Annotated in this window: 18 protein-coding genes and 1 pseudogene; 8 read left to right on the top strand and 11 right to left on the bottom strand. The window is 66.0% G+C overall.

Annotated elements, in window-relative coordinates; genetic code table 11:
* Window positions 1-20 precede the first annotated feature (20 nt).
* Window positions 21-794 (top strand): annotated as a pseudogene (locus AU185_RS24820) (phage major capsid protein).
* Between the two features lie 202 nt (window positions 795-996).
* Here AU185_RS24820 and AU185_RS25200 read toward each other — a convergent pair.
* From AU185_RS25200 to AU185_RS17920, 6 genes are all read right to left on the bottom strand, one after another.
* Window positions 997-2367 carry a PDDEXK family nuclease gene (locus AU185_RS25200; protein ID WP_156425574.1) on the bottom strand — a complete coding sequence of 457 codons (1371 nt, stop codon included), beginning with the start codon at window positions 2365-2367 and terminating at the stop codon, window positions 997-999.
* Window positions 2336-2986, bottom strand: coding sequence for a hypothetical protein (locus tag AU185_RS17900; protein WP_059098680.1), 651 nt, complete (start codon window positions 2984-2986; stop codon window positions 2336-2338). The genes AU185_RS25200 and AU185_RS17900 overlap by 32 nt, the downstream gene beginning before the upstream one ends.
* 176 nt (window positions 2987-3162) lie before the next feature.
* Window positions 3163-3684: a hypothetical protein gene (locus tag AU185_RS17905; protein WP_059098681.1), complete on the bottom strand. Its 522-nt coding sequence runs from the start codon at window positions 3682-3684 to the stop codon at window positions 3163-3165.
* Window positions 3674-3856, bottom strand: a complete 183-nt coding sequence (locus AU185_RS17910) for a hypothetical protein (RefSeq protein WP_059098798.1) — start codon at window positions 3854-3856, stop codon at window positions 3674-3676. The genes AU185_RS17905 and AU185_RS17910 overlap by 11 nt, the downstream gene beginning before the upstream one ends.
* A gap of 105 nt (window positions 3857-3961) precedes the next feature.
* Window positions 3962-4186, bottom strand: a complete 225-nt coding sequence (locus AU185_RS17915; RefSeq protein WP_156425575.1) for a hypothetical protein — start codon at window positions 4184-4186, stop codon at window positions 3962-3964.
* Window positions 4187-4943: 757 nt separating this feature from the next.
* Window positions 4944-5609 carry a VldE C-terminal domain-containing protein gene (locus tag AU185_RS17920; RefSeq protein ID WP_172800402.1) on the bottom strand — a complete coding sequence of 222 codons (666 nt, stop codon included), beginning with the start codon at window positions 5607-5609 and terminating at the stop codon, window positions 4944-4946.
* 143 nt (window positions 5610-5752) lie between these two features.
* Here AU185_RS17920 and AU185_RS17925 point away from each other — a divergent pair, with 143 nt between their 5' ends.
* The gene (locus AU185_RS17925; protein ID WP_059098684.1) at window positions 5753-6928 is read left to right on the top strand and encodes a DUF7159 family protein; all 1176 of its coding nucleotides are present in this window, start codon (window positions 5753-5755) and stop codon (window positions 6926-6928) included.
* Window positions 6929-6931: 3 nt separating this feature from the next.
* Here AU185_RS17925 and AU185_RS17930 read toward each other — a convergent pair whose 3' ends face one another.
* Window positions 6932-7384 carry a cupin domain-containing protein gene (locus AU185_RS17930; protein ID WP_059098685.1) on the bottom strand — a complete coding sequence of 151 codons (453 nt, stop codon included), beginning with the start codon at window positions 7382-7384 and terminating at the stop codon, window positions 6932-6934.
* 107 nt (window positions 7385-7491) lie between these two features.
* Window positions 7492-9204 (bottom strand): Hsp70 family protein, encoded by a 1713-nt coding sequence (locus AU185_RS17935; protein WP_156425576.1) that lies wholly within the window; start codon window positions 9202-9204, stop codon window positions 7492-7494.
* 110 nt (window positions 9205-9314) lie between these two features.
* Here AU185_RS17935 and AU185_RS17940 point away from each other — a divergent pair, with 110 nt between their 5' ends.
* Complete coding sequence (locus tag AU185_RS17940) at window positions 9315-10820, top strand: FAD-dependent oxidoreductase (protein ID WP_059098687.1); 1506 nt, start codon at window positions 9315-9317, stop codon at window positions 10818-10820.
* Between the two features lie 30 nt (window positions 10821-10850).
* Window positions 10851-11309 (top strand): nuclear transport factor 2 family protein, encoded by a 459-nt coding sequence (locus AU185_RS17945; RefSeq protein ID WP_059098799.1) that lies wholly within the window; start codon window positions 10851-10853, stop codon window positions 11307-11309.
* Window position 11310: 1 nt separating this feature from the next.
* Here AU185_RS17945 and AU185_RS17950 read toward each other — a convergent pair whose 3' ends face one another.
* A complete protein-coding gene (locus AU185_RS17950) occupies window positions 11311-11964 on the bottom strand; it encodes a L,D-transpeptidase family protein (RefSeq protein WP_059098688.1) in 654 nt (217 codons plus the stop codon).
* Between the two features lie 94 nt (window positions 11965-12058).
* On the opposite strand from AU185_RS17950, the gene AU185_RS17955 reads away from it, so the two are divergent.
* Window positions 12059-13549, top strand: coding sequence for a bifunctional phosphatase PAP2/diacylglycerol kinase family protein (locus AU185_RS17955; RefSeq protein ID WP_059098689.1), 1491 nt, complete (start codon window positions 12059-12061; stop codon window positions 13547-13549).
* On the opposite strand, the gene AU185_RS17960 is transcribed toward AU185_RS17955, so the two are convergent.
* The gene (locus tag AU185_RS17960) at window positions 13503-14174 is read right to left on the bottom strand and encodes a phosphatase PAP2 family protein (RefSeq protein WP_059098690.1); all 672 of its coding nucleotides are present in this window, start codon (window positions 14172-14174) and stop codon (window positions 13503-13505) included. The genes AU185_RS17955 and AU185_RS17960 overlap by 47 nt on opposite strands.
* A 48-nt stretch (window positions 14175-14222) precedes the next feature.
* On the opposite strand from AU185_RS17960, the gene AU185_RS17965 reads away from it, so the two are divergent.
* The 3 genes from AU185_RS17965 to stf0 all read left to right on the top strand — a co-directional run bounded on the left by AU185_RS17965 (window position 14223) and on the right by stf0 (window position 17061).
* On the top strand, window positions 14223-14705 hold the full coding sequence (locus tag AU185_RS17965; protein WP_059098691.1) for a hypothetical protein: 483 nt from the start codon (window positions 14223-14225) through the stop codon (window positions 14703-14705).
* A 120-nt stretch (window positions 14706-14825) separates the two neighbouring features.
* On the top strand, window positions 14826-16190 hold the full coding sequence (locus AU185_RS17970) for a sulfatase family protein (RefSeq protein ID WP_059098692.1): 1365 nt from the start codon (window positions 14826-14828) through the stop codon (window positions 16188-16190).
* A gap of 67 nt (window positions 16191-16257) precedes the next feature.
* Complete coding sequence (stf0, locus tag AU185_RS17975; protein WP_059098800.1) at window positions 16258-17061, top strand: trehalose 2-sulfotransferase; 804 nt, start codon at window positions 16258-16260, stop codon at window positions 17059-17061.
* Window position 17062: 1 nt separating this feature from the next.
* Here stf0 and AU185_RS17980 read toward each other — a convergent pair whose 3' ends face one another.
* On the bottom strand, window positions 17063-17824 hold the full coding sequence (locus AU185_RS17980; protein WP_059098693.1) for a trans-aconitate 2-methyltransferase: 762 nt from the start codon (window positions 17822-17824) through the stop codon (window positions 17063-17065).

Raw genomic sequence — 17824 nt, forward strand, 5'->3', positions numbered from 1 at the left:
TGCGCCAGATCAGTCGCGTGGTGCAGATCGCCACGGAATCGTGGAACGGCGTCACCAGCGCGGGTGTGACTGCGGAACGGACCGCTGACGCCGCCGAGGTTGCCGATGCGTCACCCACGTTGGCGCAGCCCAGCATCCCGGTACACAAGGGCGACGGGTTCGTGCCGTTCTCTTTCGAGATCCAAGGCGACGCAGTCAACTTCATCACCGAACTCGGGAAGCTGCTGTAAGCCGTAGCTGATCAGCTCACCGCCACCGCCTACACCATGGACTCGGGCACAGGACAGCCCGAGGTTGTCATCACCGCCCTCGTCTTCGCCGCCGGAACCGTTCCGCTGGTCGCGCCGGCCACACCCGAAGCGTTCGCACCCGCGGACATCTTCGCGGTGCAGAACGTCTTGCCACCACGCTTCCAACCCTGGGCGGTGTGGAACGCCAGCCTGAGCATCATCAACACGGCACGCCAGTTCGAAACCACCAACGGCGCGTTGAAGTTCCCCGAGTTGAACAACAATTCGCCGATGCTGCTGGGCCGCACCGTCAATGAGAATTCCAACCTCGACGGCACACTCAACCCGGCAGCGACGGAGAGCAACTACCTGCTGGTGTACGGCGATTTCCCGAACTTCGTCATTGTTGACCGCGTCGGCTCAACCCTCGAACTCGTGCCGCACCTGTTCGTCCCCAACCGCAGACGTACCGGGCAACGCGGCGCCCTGTTGTGGTTCCGAACCGGCTCCGACGTTGTCGTGCCCCAAGCATTCCGACTGCCGTCGATCCCGACAACGGCGTAGGCAGAATGTTTACTTGCTTGGACTGGATTTGGTGGGTTCCGGCCCGAGAAGCTGGATGATTGCTTGCGGATAATGCCGACTGCGGCAGACAGCAGTCAGCAGCAACGCATCCTTCGGGGGTACCGGTGGGAGATGCGAGTGATGTGCAGGCGGGCTTGCGCCGGGAGGGCCATAGTCGACTCGCGGTTGCGGCCAGACGTGATTACCGCCGCGCCGCCAGTCGGCTTCGACCTCTTTTGCCGCGGTGGAGCAAGGAGCCATCCGCAGCACGTCGATGACGTTGCTGCGCACGGCGTCGTAGAGTTCCATGTCCCCGATTGCGATCAAGAGGTCCAACACCACGACGGCCACGTAGCTGGCGCGTCGGCGCTCCAGCGTTGTTGTCTCCACCCGCAAGTAATCTCTCCGCGGCTGTCTGCTCGTCTTCATCGAGGCTCGCCAAACCCAAGCCGTTCAAGTTTGGATCGTGGCGATCTAGCAGCCAACTCGCTACTTCCTTCAGATATTTGGTCGCAGCTGGGATGTCCGTTTTCGCAATTGCCACGACGGGAGGGATCAGCGACACGGCGAACTGATCCGCAGGAGGCCGCCAAGAGCCTGGATGGAGAGCGCACAACTCGGCGACTGCAGTGCTGGCATGATCAGACAAATCGCCTTCGGATTCTATGGCTAGAAGTCCGAGCAACTCGGCCAGTCGCACGCACGCGGCGGGATAGCTCACCATGGCAGCGATACTCAGTAACGAGCGAGTCAGTTCCAATGGGTCGGAGAGCAGGTGCTGGACTTGATCCAACACTTCCGACGCATACGAAACAAAAAGTCGCACAGCGGCTTCTGACTCGGGAGATCTCGCTGCGTTCTCGCCCGTCAACTGCCTCCAGCTCGCTCGGTGCAGGTGTAGAGCCATGAGAGCTGCGAGATCGAGCCTCTGAGTTTCGCGAAGCGAATTGCATATGATCGATGCCTGAATTGAGGCTTGGGCGAGGCGATGCGGTTGTCCGTCATCGAGCCACGTCCGAGAGAATCTCTCCAGCATGGGCTCGTTCACGACACCTCGTCGGATATCGCTGATGATGGCGAGGAGGTCATCTTGGGTCTCGTTGGGGGACAATCCAAGTGAAGGCTCGACGCACAGCCAGTTGAGTAATGTTTCCCGGTCCCAAATGTCAAACGGTCCGAGGTCCCTTGCTTCACGACTCTGCCCGTATTCCTGCGCATCGATAGGCGCGGCGCCGATGAGACGCCCAGTAGTCACTAGGACCGAGACGCGCGGGAGATCTTTATCGAACGATGGGTGGGCTCGCGTGTTGTAGGCACATTCTTCGATCTGCGGTCGGACCTCGCGCCACGCGGGCTGGCCAATGTTGCCGGCCTTCGACTGAATTGCGTACTGGTATACCGCGCCTGTACTTTCGTCTCTCTTCTTGGCGATGACATCCTTGCCGAATTCGAAACCGCCGTGAATGAAGTGAATGTCGTAGAAACCCTGATTTGCCAGAATCGCAAGCAGTGGCGCGTCAAACTCGCGCTCACTCAGAGAGTCAAGGAAGTTTCCGACGAGCGCGCGAAGCACGCCACTCCTCTCGCTTCCGGTCTATGACCTCTTGCATCCTCTTCTCCTGCTCGGGCGTAGGAGGGTCCCGGAAGACCTTCTCGGCGTCGGCCGGGTTTATCGCAAGGAGTCCGGGTCGTGGATTTCCCTCCTCATCGAAGTCTGGTTCCATCTTTTCGGAGGCTTCGATCAACACGTCATAGAAGTTGCGCCCGTGTGCGTTGATCGTTTGGCCATGCTCCTCGGCGACCTCGCTGATGTGCTCGAACATCGCGTTCGCGAGCTGACCGCCTATCGAATCCGCGGCCTCAAAGAGATGTGCCATATACGAGCCGACGTCGAAGGCAATGATGTCTTCCGTGTTCCACGTCCACTCATGTTGTACGTGAAATCCACGATATAGATTGGACTCCACGGTCGACTCGGAGACAAGATCGCTTGGCGGCAGAGGTGGAAGTTCGCGGTCCTTCGGTTCAGGTAGGTCGCGGACCGTTTCTCGCGTCATCGCCTGCAAGATCGGGTGAATTGCTCGGGAAAGATCGTCGAGGGCTCGGTCTTGCCAGCTTGCAGCGCCGATTTCATATTCACGGGGGCGGATCCACACTGCATCCAGGCGGTTAACGTCGGCGTCCTCGCTCATCAGTTTCTCCAGCCTACCCGTGCCGGTGAGTTGTTTCGCTGGACTCTCCCGTTTACCCGCATCGACAACAGTGCGTTATATGCCTGCGGGCCGTGCTATCCGCGTGACGATCACGGCGCGAACGGTGTCGGCGGGCACCGACATGAACGCATGGAGGGCCCACGCACTTAACGGGCTCAGGACGGCCCTATGCCCCAAGTAGCGCCGCGGGCGAACTTCTCGCGGTTGAGCTTGTCGAGCGTGTTCCATTGCGTCGCGTTCCTGGGCTTTGCCCCGTGGTGAACAGCGAGGTTCAGCACATCCTCGATCATGACGCGACCGGTTGGTATGTGGCCCTTGCCGACCGCCGAGCAGTGCAGGTGCGGGCGCACCTCATGCGACGCCGAAATTGGGTGCCAGTGATAGTCGTAAAGCGTCTTGCCGTCGAGTTGCAGCTCGTACATGTACCCGACGGTCGTGACCTTCCAGGGCCCGCGTCCGGGGTCATCGGTTTGGACGATGCGGTACCGCATACTCACGCTCAGGCCGACCTTATTCCCGAGGAGCTTGACGATTTTGCCATCGTTGAAGGTGAGGACGCCCTCAACCGCAGGCTTGTAGCTGTCGGCGGTTACTCTGCCGGATGCAAACAGTCCGAGCGCGTCGCTAATCGGCGCGATGAAAGCCTTGACCGCTGCTGTCGGGTTCCTACCGGCCACTCGGACGGAGCATGGCGACCTTCATCACATCAGTGTCGGCGTCGCTCGCATACGATCCACCATCCCACTGCTGGACGAATGTCACGGCATCAACGCCAAGGAGACGTCGGGCGGCTTGATCGAAGATCTTCCACGACCTATCGGCGTCGATCTTCTCAAAATTGACGGCCATGTATCCACACCTCCTCGGGATCGCCACACTAACAGTTGCTCAACATCGATAGGGTCGCATGACCCACCGACAATTTTATCGCTCAGCAGATCAAGACCGCCGCCCTCAGAGCAGGCGCGCTACCTTGCTGCCGACTCTGCGTTCGACGGTCCACGGCCGACCCTCCGGAGGTACCAGTTCCGCAGTGATCTGCACCATCGGCCGGCCTCCGACAATCTGAAAGAATTTGACCGCAGCGACGTCGAGTTGCCGCGGTGGGGACGATCCATCCACGCGCGGAATCAAGAGCGTGAAACCAGGCTTCACCTCTTCGGCAGGAATCGTGGTCACGTCGTCTCGCTTGGTCATTGCGCAGCCCTCCAGTCCGCAACCGGTCCGCAGTAAGTCCAGCATTGACCACTGACAATCAACGCCACCAACACGCTGAAGTGCACAATTTCCACAGATCCAACAAAGCCGTCTCATACAAACGCGCTGGTGGTCGTTCGGGACGAAGATGTCAGCTCGTCTATCCCGGTGTCACGGCGTTGTCACAAAACGGACCGTCAGACGTGGACAGCTGCGGACACGAACGGACGGGTTTCGGCAGGTCAACCCATGCCGCAAAACACGCAGAGACATGTCTGGATTACCTGCATCGACTTCCGGGGGTTCGATTCCCGTCACCGGCTCCATAGAACCGCAGCGCTTCAGTTTTCTGCACAATCCACGACACCGCCCCCGCACCGGCAATAGTCTCGACTTTGCCTCGCAGGTGAGCGCATGACCGCTGCGTGCTTTCTTGTCGAGACGCTGGAACAGGAGGTGTGAGATGTTCGATCTGCCAAGGCCTGTCCGCAGACTTGCCGGTGCAGCCGTCCTCGGTGTCGCGCTCGCTGCGGGTCCCGCCGTCGCCGCACTGACCGATACACATCCGCAGTCGGTCGCGGAACCAGCATGCACCGGAAGCGAATCCGTTGTCGACGGCAAACCGACCTGTGTGCCCGCCCCTACCGCGCCGGATGCATCCAACCCGGTGACCGGTCCGGTGGATAGCCGGGAGCACGACGGCGGGCATCACTGAAACCCGTTCAGTCGAGTCAACGCGTCAGCGGAGGTAGACCTCGTCACCGTCGGGAAAGCCGCCGCCCGTCGTGGTGATGTGCACGTGGTCGAAGTGTCCGTAGCCACCGCTCTGGGCACCGTCGGGGGTGTAATAGACGCCACGCCAGATCGCATCCTGCAACCCGAACCGCTTCGCGTTCCGCAGTGCGTACCAGACGATTTCGTTGCCTAGTGCGATCCCTTCCGCACTGGTCGGGTTGGGGATCATCACGTCGAGCGCCAGGCCGTTGGGGTGCCATCTGAGCGAATCCGGTCGTACTCCGCCGATGTTGCTGATCTCCGGGAACGCATCGCTGATCGCACGCGACGCCAGGATGGTCTTCACCTGGAGCCCGCGTTCGGGCGCCATTCCGACCGGTAGCGAACGGTCGACGGTGCGGTACCGGGCCGCCGCCACCATGGCGTCGGGCATCGCGCTCAAGGCGACCTGACCGACCGACGGGGCCGCAGGCCGCGTCGCCGGTGCCGCCGCCACGATCTCAACGCAACACGGCGTGGCGTCCTCGACGACGGGTTCGGCCTCGGGCGCCGGGCGGGCGGAAAGGTGGACGTCTCCTCCCACCGCGAAGAAGAGCGCTGCCGGGGCGATGGCTGCAGCCACGCCCATCGGTGGCGTGCGCCGCTTCTTGGCTACGGAGTGCCGTCCCACGGGGGGTTGTATATCAAATCGTTACCTTGACCGCAATTCTGCGGATCCGTCGAATGAGCTGCTGCTCGGTGCTCTCGTTCGGCACCGCATCGGTCGGGAGGTAACCTCGGAACCTGATTCACCGCAAGAACGGGGACACGAATATGGACCTCGTGCTCGGCCTGTCGATGACGTCCAGCACGGTTCGGTGGGTGCTCGTCGAGGGCACGACCGGCGAGGGTGGCACCGTCGACCGCGGATCGTTCGACTTCGACGCCCAGGTCGATCCCGATGATCTGCTCAACGTGGTGCTTGCCGACGTCGTCGACAGCCCCATCCATGCGATCGGCGTCACCTGGACCAACGAAGCCGAAGGGGTCGCGTCGGGTGTGCTCACGGCGCTCACCGCCCGGGGATACGACAACGCGATCGCGATCTCCGAACTCGAGGCCGGCGACGTGCTGGCGGCGGGCATCGCCGACCTCGCCGACTACGACGACGTCGCGGTGTGCATCGTGGAACCCGACGCCGCGGTGGTCGCCATGGTCACCAGCGCCGGCGTGACCGTCGACCGCATCGCCCGACCGCTCGACGGCGCCGACGTCATCGAGCTGCCGAGCAGCGTGATCGCGATGCTCGAGCTCAATGAATGGCAGCCGACGGCGATCTTCGTGGTGGGGTCGGCTCCTGATCTCGATCTGATCACCTCGACGCTCGGCGATGTCACGCAATCACCGGTGTTCTCCGCGGCCGAGGCCGACCTCGCGATGGCACGCGGCGCGGCGTTGGCGTCGGCGCGTGCGGTGAACGCCCTGGACGCGACGGGTTCCCGCCAGCCCACGACGGTGGGCGCGCTGGCGTCGGTGCTCGTCGCCGCGGTGGTGACGTTCGTGGTGTCGGTCTCGGCGGCGGTCGGCCTCAGCCTCACCGGTGACGACGATCCCGCACCCGCGGCCGCCGGCGCCGACGACGAGTCTGTTGCCGTCGCCGAAGAGGCGCTCCCGGCCGAGCAGAAGGTGACCACGCCTGCCGAGGCGATACCGGTGGTCGCGCAGACCATCGCCGTGGCCGCGCCTCCGCCGCCGGCCGCACCCGCCGCCGAGCCGGTCTACGAACCACCTGCCTATGTGCCGCCCGCGCCCGAGTACACGCCGCCCGCCCCGGCGCCGGCCTTCACACCGCCCGCCCCGGCCTACACACCGCCGGCACCCGTGTACGCACCGCCACCTCCGGCGCCCGCCTACGTGCCTCCGCCGCAGCCGCGCCTGCGCGACCGCATCATCGAGCGGATCCCGATCATCAACCGGTTCCACGAACCGGATTACTCGTACGGGCGTTAAGCCCTACGGGCAGGCGGCCGGGGCGTCGTCCCGAACCGGCCGGTCGGCAGGCAGCGTGTAGGTGACCGTCGCCTCCGCTTGCTCAAAACCCTTGTTGGACACCACATGCGGCACGCCAGCCGGGATGAAGATGGCCTGTCCCGCAGCGAAGGCGACTGGCGCACAACCGGTCGCAGTTTGCAGGGTCACTGTGCCGGCGTTGATCACCGAGTGCTCGGGGCCGGGGTGCGTGTGCCAACCGCTGGTCGACGCCGGAGACAGCACGAGGTTCTGCACGTACAGGGTCGTCGGCTGCCCCACTGTGACGATCGCGATCGGCGTATCGGTGGTGCCCTTCGCCAGATCGGTGCGCTCGATGTCGCCCTCGGCCGGCGTGCCCGCCGCCGGCGGTGACACCGTCATCCCCGCGAACACAACCGCAACCGCCGTCGCAACTGCCCTCCCCGCCCGGTTCATCACCGCATTATCCGACACCTGGACCTACGGGACCGGCTGGTACGGATTCTGCGGGACTTGAATCGGGATCGGAACGGGCACGAACGGCACCGTCAGATAGGTGGTTGTCATCGGCGTCGTCGTCGGGGTGGTGGTGGTCGTCGTCGTGGCGGAGGGGTCGTCGTCGTAGTGGTGGTCGTCGAGGGAGTGGTCGTCGTCGGGGTGGTGGGGGTCGTCGTCGTGGGCGGAGTGGTCGTCGTCGTTGTCGTGGTCGTTGTGGTCGTTGTGGTCGTTGTCGTTGTGGTTGTTGTCGTGGTGGTGGTCGTGGTGGTGGTGGTTGGGTCCGTCGTGGTGACGACGGTGGTCACCGGTGGGGGCGGCGCCTCACTGGTCATCGGCGGTGGCGGCGGCGCGCTGGTGACCGTGACGGACTCCACGGGTAGTGGCGGCGGCGCTTCGCTGGTCGCAGGGGGCGGCGCGGACGGCGGCGGAACCGGCGAGGTGCGTGGCGCCTCGGTCACACCGGTGTTGCCCGTCGCGCTCGTCAACGCGATCGCCACTCCGCCGACGGCGACCACCGCGACGGCCGCGGCCACGCCGAAGACCATCCCCGGCAACCGCTGCCAGATCCGCGGTTCGTCGATCGGACCGGTCGGGGCCACGTACCGCACCGGTGGCCGCATCGACCCGGTGTCGTAGGGAGCCTCGTACGGTTCCAGCCCGGTGTACGGCACGGGTTCGCCGGCCGAGTCGTCGTCCTGCGACCACGCCAGCGCCCGGAACGTCGCCGACCCCGGCGAGTCGACGTCCGCCGGCGGCACCGGAGCCAACCCGGTCTGCGCTTCAGCGGCCGAGGTATAGGCCCCGATCAGCGCGGCGCCCACCGCGGCGGCGACCGAAGGTTGCGGTGTCGTGATCACCGGCACGCCGGAGTGCTCGGCAAGGCGTCGCCGGATCAGCGGAATGTTGGCGCCGCCGCCGACCGCGACGACAGCGGCAACATCAGAGCGGTCAATTGCGTTGCGCTGCAACGTGTTGTCCATCGCTTGCAGAACATCGGCGAGTGGCGTGGCGATCAACGCATCCAGCTCGTCGCGGGTCACCCGGACCGCCGCCCGGTGGCCGGGCAGCTCCGCGTCGACGTCGGTCGCCTCCTCCGCCGACAGCCGTTCCTTGGCGCGGCGGCACTCCTCACGCAGGCGGGTCAGCGATCCCACCGCGGCGGTACTGGCGGGATCGACCCGCCCCGACGTCGCGAGCTCGTCGAGAATGTGACTCAGCAGCGCCTGGTCCACCCAGTCGCCGGAGAACTCCGCGTGCCGGGCGGTTTCGGCGATCGGCTCGAGAGCCGCGCTCGCGTCCGCCAGCGTGATGCTGGTTCCGCCGCCGCCGAAGTCCAACAGGACCACCACACCCTGCGTCGGGAGACCGGGATTGGCCTGCAGCGCCCTCAGCGACGCTGCGGCGTCGGAAACCAATCGAGCGGGCTCGCCGTCAGCGCCGAGGGCCGAGTTTGCGCGCATCGCGGTGCGCAACGTCTGCAGCGTCGCGGGTCCCCAATGCGCGGGGACCGCGACGGTGACATCGGCCGACGGCGTGCCACCGATGCTGTCGACCAGCTCGGCAAGCGCCGCGACCAGCAGCCGGTCGGCCGAATGTAGCGATCCGTCCGGGGCGACCAGCGGCACCGAGTCGCCGACGCGCTCGACCAGGCCGGTCATCACGACGCCGTCCGGCAGGGTGAACACCGGGCGCCTGGTCACAGGTTGATGGGCTTGATTGTCGATACGTACCGCGACCAAGTTCGTCGTCCCGATCGACAACCCCAACGGGTCGCTCATAACGGACCACACGATAGCCGTCCGACCACGCGGAAACCGTCAGACACTCCGTGCGAACCCCGTTCGGCCGCCGTCGTTTTGGGCCGCCCCAAACGGGTATCTGCAAGGCCATGACATCTCTCTGGCTGGCAAACCGCGTCGAGCAGCCGACACCGCCCGACCCGCTGGGCGAATCGGATCGTTCGGCCGACATCGTGGTCGTGGGTGCCGGGATAACCGGCCTCATCACCGCGGTGCTGTTGGCGCGGGCAGGCAAAGACGTGCTGGTGCTGGAAGCGCAACGGGTCGGTGCGGGCGCCACCGGCAACACCACCGCGAAGATCAGCCTGCTGCAGAGCACCAAGCTGTCGAAGATCGTCGACAAGCACGGCGCGAAGACGGCCGGCCAGTACGTCCAGGGCAATCGCGAGGGTCAGGAGTGGCTGATCCAGCACTGCGAGGCGCACGGGCTGGCTGTCCAGCGGGAGGACGCCTACACCTATGCGCAATCGGACAAAGGGGTCTCGTCGGTCCGCCAGGAACTGCAGGCCTGCGAGGCCGCGGGGCTCGACGCCCAGTGGGTGGATGAAGCCGACGTACCGTTTCCGTTCCATGGCGCGGTCCGGCTGGCCGACCAGGCGCAGTTCGACCCGATGCCGTTGCTGGACAGCCTGGTCGTCGAACTCGAGGAGCGCGGCGGCCGGTTGACGCAAGGCGTTCGGGTGCAGAAGGTCTCGACCGAGGGCAACGGACTCACCTTGGCCGTCCGCACCAGCGCCGGTGACGAATTCGACGTCCGCACCAAGCAAACCGTTCTCGCGACGGGTATTCCGATCCTGGACCGCGGCGGCTTCTTCGCCCGTCTCAAGCCGCAACGCTCTTACTGCATGGCGTACAAGGTGCCGGGCAACATCACGCGCGGGATGTACATCTCCGCCGACTCCCCCACCCGGTCGATCCGATATGCGCCGACGCCCGACGGCGACTTCCTGATCGCCGGTGGCGCAGGACATCCGGTCGGTCACCAGAAGAGCCCGGCGTCCTCGGTGCAGGAACTCGACCAGTGGACGAAGTTGCACTACCCCGGCGCGATGCAGACGCATTACTGGTCCGCGCAGGACTATTCGCCGATCGACGAACTGCCCTACGTCGGCCCGATCCTGCCGGGTAACGACAAGATCTTCGTGGCAACAGGTTTCGACAAGTGGGGAATGACCAATGGAACCGCCGCGGCGCTCGCCTTGTCGAGTCGCATCCTCGGCGGGCGGATGGACTGGGCGGAGGCGTTCGCCAGTTGGAGTCCGCACGAACTGTCCGGGATCCCGAAGGCGCTGCAGACCAACGCGCAGGTCGCTCTGTATCTGGCGCGAGGGTGGATCACACCGGTCACCCGAATCGCCAACCGCACGCCCGACGAGGGCGGCGTGGTCAGCGGCCCGCCGTGGGACCTCGAGGCCCGCAGCGTGGTCGACGGACGCGAGTACCGGGTGTCGCCGGTGTGCCCGCATCTGGGCGGCATCGTCAATTGGAACGACGCCGGCGAGTCATGGGAGTGCCCGCTGCACGGATCGCGCTTCGCGCCCGACGGCACGCTTCTCGAGGGCCCGGCCACCCGCAATCTGACATCCGCGCGGTAGCCCCCACCCGCGTGTGCTGCAATGTCCGCCATGGGTGACATCGACGAGATCCAGCAAGTGAAGTTCCGGTACCTGCGTGCCCTCGACACCAAGCATTGGGACGAGTTCGCCGAAACCCTCACCGAGGATGTGGTCGGCAAGTACGGCGAGTCGATCGGCGAGGAGCACCACTTCACCAACCGCGAGGAATTGGTGAAGTTCATGCGGGACTCGCTGGGTCCCGAGATCATCACCGAACACCGCGTCACCCATCCCGAGATCACCGTCGACGGCGACGAGGCGACGGGCACCTGGTATCTGCAGGACCGGGTGATCGCGCCCGACTTCAACTTCATGTTGATCGGCGCGGGTTTCTACCACGACCGCTACCGGCGCACCAGCGACGGGTGGCGGATCAGTGAGACGGGGTACGACCGCACCTACGACGCGTCGATGTCGCTCGAGGCCCTCAATTTCAAGGTGAAACCCGGTCGGGCACTGAACATCTGACTCACTGCGCGATCGCGATCAACGCCCCCGGCCGCAGCCACCGCATGATCTCGACCAGCTTGTCGTCGGCGATCGCCACGCATCCCGCGGTCGGGCCGCCGTCGGTGGCGTGCAGGAAGAATGCGCCGCCGTTTCCGGGCACCCGCGCCTTGTTGACCCCCATCACGACCGCATGCACGTACTGCGGGATGTCGAGATTCTCGGTCCCGCTGGCCGGATCGGTGTCGAACGGGCACTGGGCCTTCTTGCAGACCTGCATGGTGTTGTAGGTGGGGCTTTTCATGTCGCCGTCCCACCAGTGGTCGGGCCCGACCTGAACATACGGCAGACCCCCGCCGGGGTTGGGTGCGGTGCCGAACGCGAAGTCGAGGGTGAATACGCCCATGGGCGTTTTCATTTCGCCGTCATGGGTCTGCGGCGACATGCCGTTGGCCCCTATCCAGGCCGGGATGCCCGCCGCGACCGGTTGCCAACCGGCCGCCGTCCGCTGATAGACGTCCATTTTCGCCTTGGACCCGCCGGTGCCCACGACCGAAATCACCTGGGTGGCCGAACCGACCGACTGGGCGAACCACGGTACGGTCTGCGCTTGGCCGACGGGCGCCAGCGCCAGAGTCATCGCGACCGCACACAGCAGGGTCAGCAGTCGGCGCACTCGGTCATGCTATGGCCCGGCGCTGCGCGCGTCGGGTAAGCCACGCTTGGCGCTGCCAGGGTTAGTTGTTGCGGAGTGTGGATACGTTGGGGGGATGAACTTGCTGTCCCGCAGCCGCCACCGCGGTGTCCGACAGATCGGCCGGGGCCTCGGCACGCTCGACCGCGAGGTGTTCGAAGCGATCGCGGAATCGCCGAGTCCGCTACTCGACGCGGTGATGCCCCGGCTGACCCGGGCGGCCGATCACTCGAAGCTGTGGTTCGCCATTGCGGCGGCGTTGGCGGCGTCCGGGGGCGCGTCGGCGAAGCGCGGTGCGATCCGCGGCGTCCTCACCCTGGCGGTCACCAGCCTGATCACCAACCAGGGAGCCAAACGGGTGTGGCGGCGACAGCGGCCCAACCGCCTCCTGGTACCGCTGGCGCGCCAGGCCCGTCGGACGCCGACGTCCAACTCGCTACCGTCGGGGCATTCGGCCAGCGCGGCGGCATTTGCCGTCGGGGTCGGCCTGGAGAGCCCGCCGCTCGGCCTCGCGCTCGCGCTGTTGGCGGGGCTGGTCGGCATGTCGAGGATTGCCACCGGTGCGCACTATCCCGGTGACGTGCTCGCCGGATTCGGCATCGGCGCCGGGGTCGCGGTGCTGGGCGGACGGGTGGTGCCCGCGGTGGTCCCGCCGAGGATCCCAACCGCCGACCCGCTTCGGGTGGAGACCCCGCCGCGCCCGGACGGAGCCGGGGTGGTGCTGGTCGTCAACCCGACATCCGGCAGCGGCACAGGTGCGCGCATCGTCGAGCAGGTCCGAAATGCATTGCCCCGCACTGATATCACTGAGCTCAACGATGACGACGACATCGAAAGCGTGCTGCGTTCGGCGGCGCAGCGCGCAGAAGTACTCGCCATCGGCGGTGGGGACGGCACGGTGTCGTCCGCCGCGGCGGCCGCTCTCGAAGCGGGCATCCCGCTGGCGGTTTTCCCGGGCGGCACATTCAACCACTTCGCCAAGGACATCGGTTGCGAGACAGTGGACAAGACGATCGAGGCGATCCGGCAGGGCAGCGCCGCGTGTGTCGATCTGGTCTGCATGAACGAGAATCAGATGGTGGTCAACACCGCCAGTATCGGCGCGTACCCGGCATTTGTTCGGACCCGGGAGAAGTACGAGCACAAGGTCGGTAAGCCGCTGGCCGGCCTGTACGCGATGTTCCACACCTTGCGCCACGAGAAGCCGGTACGCATCTGTTACGACAACAAGACGTTGCAGACGTTCCTGTTCTTCCTTGGCAATTCGGCTTATCTGCCATCAGGATTCGCGCCGTCGCGGCGAACCCGGATGGACGACGGCCTGATGGACATCCGGATTCTCGAGACCGGCCGCCGGTTCAGCCGGCTGCGCATCCTCGTCGACGCCGCCCTCGGCCGGCTCGTGCGCAGCCCGTTCTATCACGAGATGCGGGTTCCGCAGTTCGAGTTCACGGCGGTGGACGGGCCCACCATGCTGGCCCTCGACGGCGAAGTCGGAACCGAATGCACCACGGCCAGTTTCAGCGTGCAGTATCGGGCGCTACCGGTGTTTCGTCCGCTTCCGTGATCGGTCGCGACGGCGGCACCGCCAGCAGGCAGAAGACGAAATACGCGTAGCCCAACGCCCATCCGGCCACCACGTCGGACGGGTGATGCACATTGAGCACCACCCGACCGAGACCGATCACGACGACGACAACCGCACCGAACGCGATCAGCCAACCTCGCGCAGGAGCCCGCACGATCGGCAGTCCCACGGTCAACAGCGCGAGTACGGCGACCAGCACGCCGAGCGCGTGGCCGGAGGGGAACGACGTGCCGAGCGCGAAGACGAACGCGGTGTCCGGACGGGGGCGATCGGCCGCCGCCTTCGCGGCCTCGGTGACGAGGCCGGAGAGCTCCACGCTGATCAGGAGGAACATCGCGATCCGGACGTTGCGCCGCGCCAGCGCCACGATGATCAGCACGACGGTGATCAACCGGAAGGCGTTAGGCCCCAGGAGGGTGCACAGGACGTCCCATCCGAGCACCCAGCCCGGACGCCCTTCGCCCCGCCGATAGAACGAGTCGAGCGCGCTGGAGTCGACGGCCGTCAACCACATCCACTGCTGCGCATATCCCACCCACAGCACGGCATACACCGCGATCGCGCCAACAGCCGTTGCCGTCAGCCAGCGCTTGTGTGATGCCACCGCTTCACCTCTACCACGTGAATCACTGTGCCGTTAGGGTGACAGCCCATGGCCGTGTTCCTGCGTAAGCTGCTCCGAATCGGCGGTCTGCCCGACGACATGCGGACCGAGGTGGAGGCCGAAGGCGTCATCTTCCTCGCCGAGTACATCGCGGTGACCCGGCGGTTCAGCGGCAAAATCCCGGGCCGGCGCGCGAACGTCAACGTCACCAGCTACGTCGGCTCGCTGGCGCTGACCAACGAGCGGGTTCTCGGCACGCTGTCGACGGTTCCGAAGTTGGCGGCCCGCACCATCGACCAACGCTGGGACGCCGCGCAGTCGGGCACCGTCAGCGCCGAACTCTCGGCTACCGGCATGCTGATCGACGTCGACATCGCTGGGATCGATTCGCGCTTCAGCGGCCAACTTTCGATGCACTACAAGGTCACCATCCCCGAGGAGGTGCTGATGCGCCTGCCCCGGCGATCGCTGTCGTTCGACGCACCACCCGAGTACGTGTTCCGCGCGGTGGGCGTGCCCTATCACCCTTGACCGCCGGATGACGCACCCATCGGGGGTTTTCAGAACGGTGGTGGCTCGTTGCGAGCCAAAGGGTTGCCCGCCCGTGCCGCCTACGTTTCAGTGGGCACGACAGCGACGAGAGGACTGGCAGTGAGCGACCCGGGGCCCGACAACGTGCTGATCGTGCACTGGCACGACCTCGGTCGCCATCTCGGTGCGTACGGCCACCAGGATGTGTCGAGTCCGCGCCTCGACGCACTCGCCGCCGAGGGGATTCTGTTCACCCGCGCGCACGCCACGGCGCCGCTCTGCTCGCCGTCGCGCGGTTCGCTGTTCACCGGCCGCTACCCGCAGAGCAACGGGTTGGTCGGGCTGGCTCACCACGGATGGGAATACCGGACGGGCGTGCGCACCCTGCCCGACTTGTTGTCCGAATCCGGCTGGCACACTGCGCTGTTCGGCATGCAGCACGAAACGTCGTATCCGGCGCGGCTCGGTTTCGACGAGTTCGACGTCTCCAACTCCTACTGCGAGTACGTCGTCGAACAGGCCACTCGTTGGCTGGCCGACCCGCCCGCGCAGCCGTTCCTGCTCACCGCGGGCTTCTTCGAGACCCATCGACCGTATCCCCGCGACAGGTACGAACCCGCCGATGCGACCGACGTCGTCGTACCCGACTATCTGCCCGACACCCCGGAAGTCCGCCAGGATCTCGCCGCGTTCTACGGTTCGATATCGGTCGCCGATGCCGCGGTCGGCCAGCTGCTCGACGCGCTGTCGACGACGGGCCTCGACCGCACCACCTGGGTGGTGTTCACCACCGATCACGGCCCGGCGCTACCCCGCGCCAAATCGACCTTGTACGACGCCGGCACGGGCATCGCGATGATCCTGCGCCCACCACGCGGCACATACATCGCGCCGAAGGTCTACGACGAGTTGTTCAGCGGCGTGGATCTGCTTCCCACGTTGCTCGAGCTTCTCGGCGTCGACATCCCCGCCGACGTCGAGGGCCTGTCGCATTCGGCCGGTCTGCTGACCGCGGCGGCGCCGCCACGCACCGAGGTCTACACCACGAAGACGTACCACGACTCCTTCGATCCGATCCGCGCGGTCCGGACGAAGGAGTACAGCTACATCGAGAACTACGCCGCGCGGCCGCTGCTCGATCTGCCCTTGGACATCGCCGACAGCGCTCCCGGCCGCACCATGGCACCGCTGGTGCAAGCCCAACGCCCGCAACGCGAACTCTATGACCTCCGAACCGATCCCACCGAATCACGCAATCTGCTCGGGCCGGACGCGACGGGCAGCGCCGAGGCCGTCGCCGACGACATGGCACTGCTGCTCAACGACTGGCGCACCAAGACCAACGACGTGATCCCGTCGGAGTTCGCGGGCACCCGCATATCCGAGCGCTACACCCAGACTTACCTACGCCTGCACGGTCCGAGCGTCACCAGCCGGTCGGCGATCGCCTCGGACCGCGGTGTCGAAGGGTACCTCAGCAGCTGAGTTTCGCTCATCATGATCGAAAACCTCCGCCGCGCATGATCTTTGAAGTCCCGTTATGCTCTCGCGCATGTCAGCGCACGCGACGGCGTATCTCGTTCTGGCGTCCCAGCGCAGCGGTAGCACGCTGCTGGTCGAGTCTTTGCGCGCGACGGGTGTCGCCGGCGAGCCCGCAGAGTTCTTCCAGTACCTGCCGACCACCAGTCAGGCGCCCCAGCCGCGTCAGTGGTTCGCGGCGGCCACCGACGAATCGATCCTGCGCCTCCTCGATCCCCTCGACGACGGCAAGCCCGACCTGGCGCCGCCGGAGATCTGGCGCGACTACATCCGTACGGCGGGCCGCACCCCCAACGGCATCTGGGGCGGCAAGCTGATGTGGAACCAGACCCCGCTCTTGCTCGAGCGCGCCGGCGAGCTGCCGGACCGCTCGGGCACCGGCCTGCTGTCGGCTATCCGCGACGTCATCGGCAGTGACCCATTACTAGTTCACGTCCATCGTCCCGACGTTGTGTCGCAGGCTGTTTCGTTCTGGCGCGCGGTGCAGACCCGGGTCTGGCGCGGCCGCCCGGACCCGTCGCGCGATGCGCGCGCTGAATACCACGCAGGCGCGATCGCCCACGTCGTCACGATGCTGCGGGCCCAGCAGGAAGGCTGGCAGAGCTGGTTCGCCCAGGAGGGCGTGTCCCCCATCGAGGTGTCCTATCCGGTGTTGTGGCGCAACCTCACCCAGGTCGTCGGCGACATCCTGGAGGCGCTCGGGCAGGACCGTCGGCTTGCCCCGGAGCCGGTGCTACAGCGGCAGGCCGACCAGCGCTCAGACGACTGGGTCGACAGGTACCGGGCCGACGCCGAGCGGGACGGCTTGCCCACCTGAGTCAGCCGATCTGCGCGACCACGAAGATGCGGCGAAACGGGAAGAACGTCTTACCGTCCGCCCTCATCGGATACGCGGCGTCCAGCAGCGGAATCAGGTCCGCCCGGAACTCGTCCCACTCGGGACCGGTGAGCCGACTCCGTACCGGCCGCAACGCGGTGCCCGTGAGCCACTGCAGCACCGGATTCTCGCCGGTCAACACGTGCACATAAGTTGTCTCCCAGGCATCGACCGTGCAACCGGCGTCGGTGAGCAGATCCGCGTAACCGGCCGCATCGAAGACTTGGCCCTCCCCGAACGGAAAGTCCCGCAAGGGTTCTGCCCACCGATCCCGTCGCGCGAGCTGGCGCACCTCACGGTGCGACGGCGCGTCGAAGTTTCCCGGCACCTGGATCGCGAGCCAGGCCCCGGCAGGCAGTTGTCCGGCCCAGCCGACGAGCAGCTGTGAATGGCCGGGCACCCACTGCAGCGCGGCGTTGCTGATCACGACGTCGGTGTCGGCTTTCGGCACCCAGTCGCGAAGGTCGCCGACGTGCGCATCAATTCCCCGCTCCCGCGCCGCCGCGACCATCTCCGGTGAGCTGTCCAACGCGTCGATCGCCGCTCGCGGCCAGCGCTGTGCCAGGCCGACAGTAAGATTGCCCGGCCCACAGCCCAGATCCGCCACCCGCCGCGGCGCGTCGGCGCCGACCCGCGACAGCAGGTCGAAGAACGGCCGCCCGCGCTGGTCGGCGAAGGCCAGATACACCTCGGCGTTCCACAC

It is taken from the genome of Mycobacterium sp. GA-0227b (assembly GCF_001499855.1).
GTDB lineage: Bacteria > Actinomycetota > Actinomycetes > Mycobacteriales > Mycobacteriaceae > Mycobacterium.

Coding starts and splice junctions, on each gene's coding strand:
- AU185_RS17945 (WP_059098799.1), top strand. CDS start 10,851: ATGGGTGACATCGACGAGATCCAGCAAGTGAAGTTCCGGTACCTGCGT.
- stf0 (WP_059098800.1), top strand. CDS start 16,258: ATGTCAGCGCACGCGACGGCGTATCTCGTTCTGGCGTCCCAGCGCAGC.
- AU185_RS17940 (WP_059098687.1), top strand. CDS start 9,315: ATGACATCTCTCTGGCTGGCAAACCGCGTCGAGCAGCCGACACCGCCC.
- AU185_RS17930 (WP_059098685.1), bottom strand. CDS start 7,384: ATGAACCGGGCGGGGAGGGCAGTTGCGACGGCGGTTGCGGTTGTGTTC.
- AU185_RS17965 (WP_059098691.1), top strand. CDS start 14,223: ATGGCCGTGTTCCTGCGTAAGCTGCTCCGAATCGGCGGTCTGCCCGAC.
- AU185_RS17900 (WP_059098680.1), bottom strand. CDS start 2,986: ATGAGCGAGGACGCCGACGTTAACCGCCTGGATGCAGTGTGGATCCGC.
- AU185_RS17925 (WP_059098684.1), top strand. CDS start 5,753: ATGGACCTCGTGCTCGGCCTGTCGATGACGTCCAGCACGGTTCGGTGG.
- AU185_RS17955 (WP_059098689.1), top strand. CDS start 12,059: ATGAACTTGCTGTCCCGCAGCCGCCACCGCGGTGTCCGACAGATCGGC.
- AU185_RS17935 (WP_156425576.1), bottom strand. CDS start 9,204: ATGAGCGACCCGTTGGGGTTGTCGATCGGGACGACGAACTTGGTCGCG.
- AU185_RS17910 (WP_059098798.1), bottom strand. CDS start 3,856: ATGGCCGTCAATTTTGAGAAGATCGACGCCGATAGGTCGTGGAAGATC.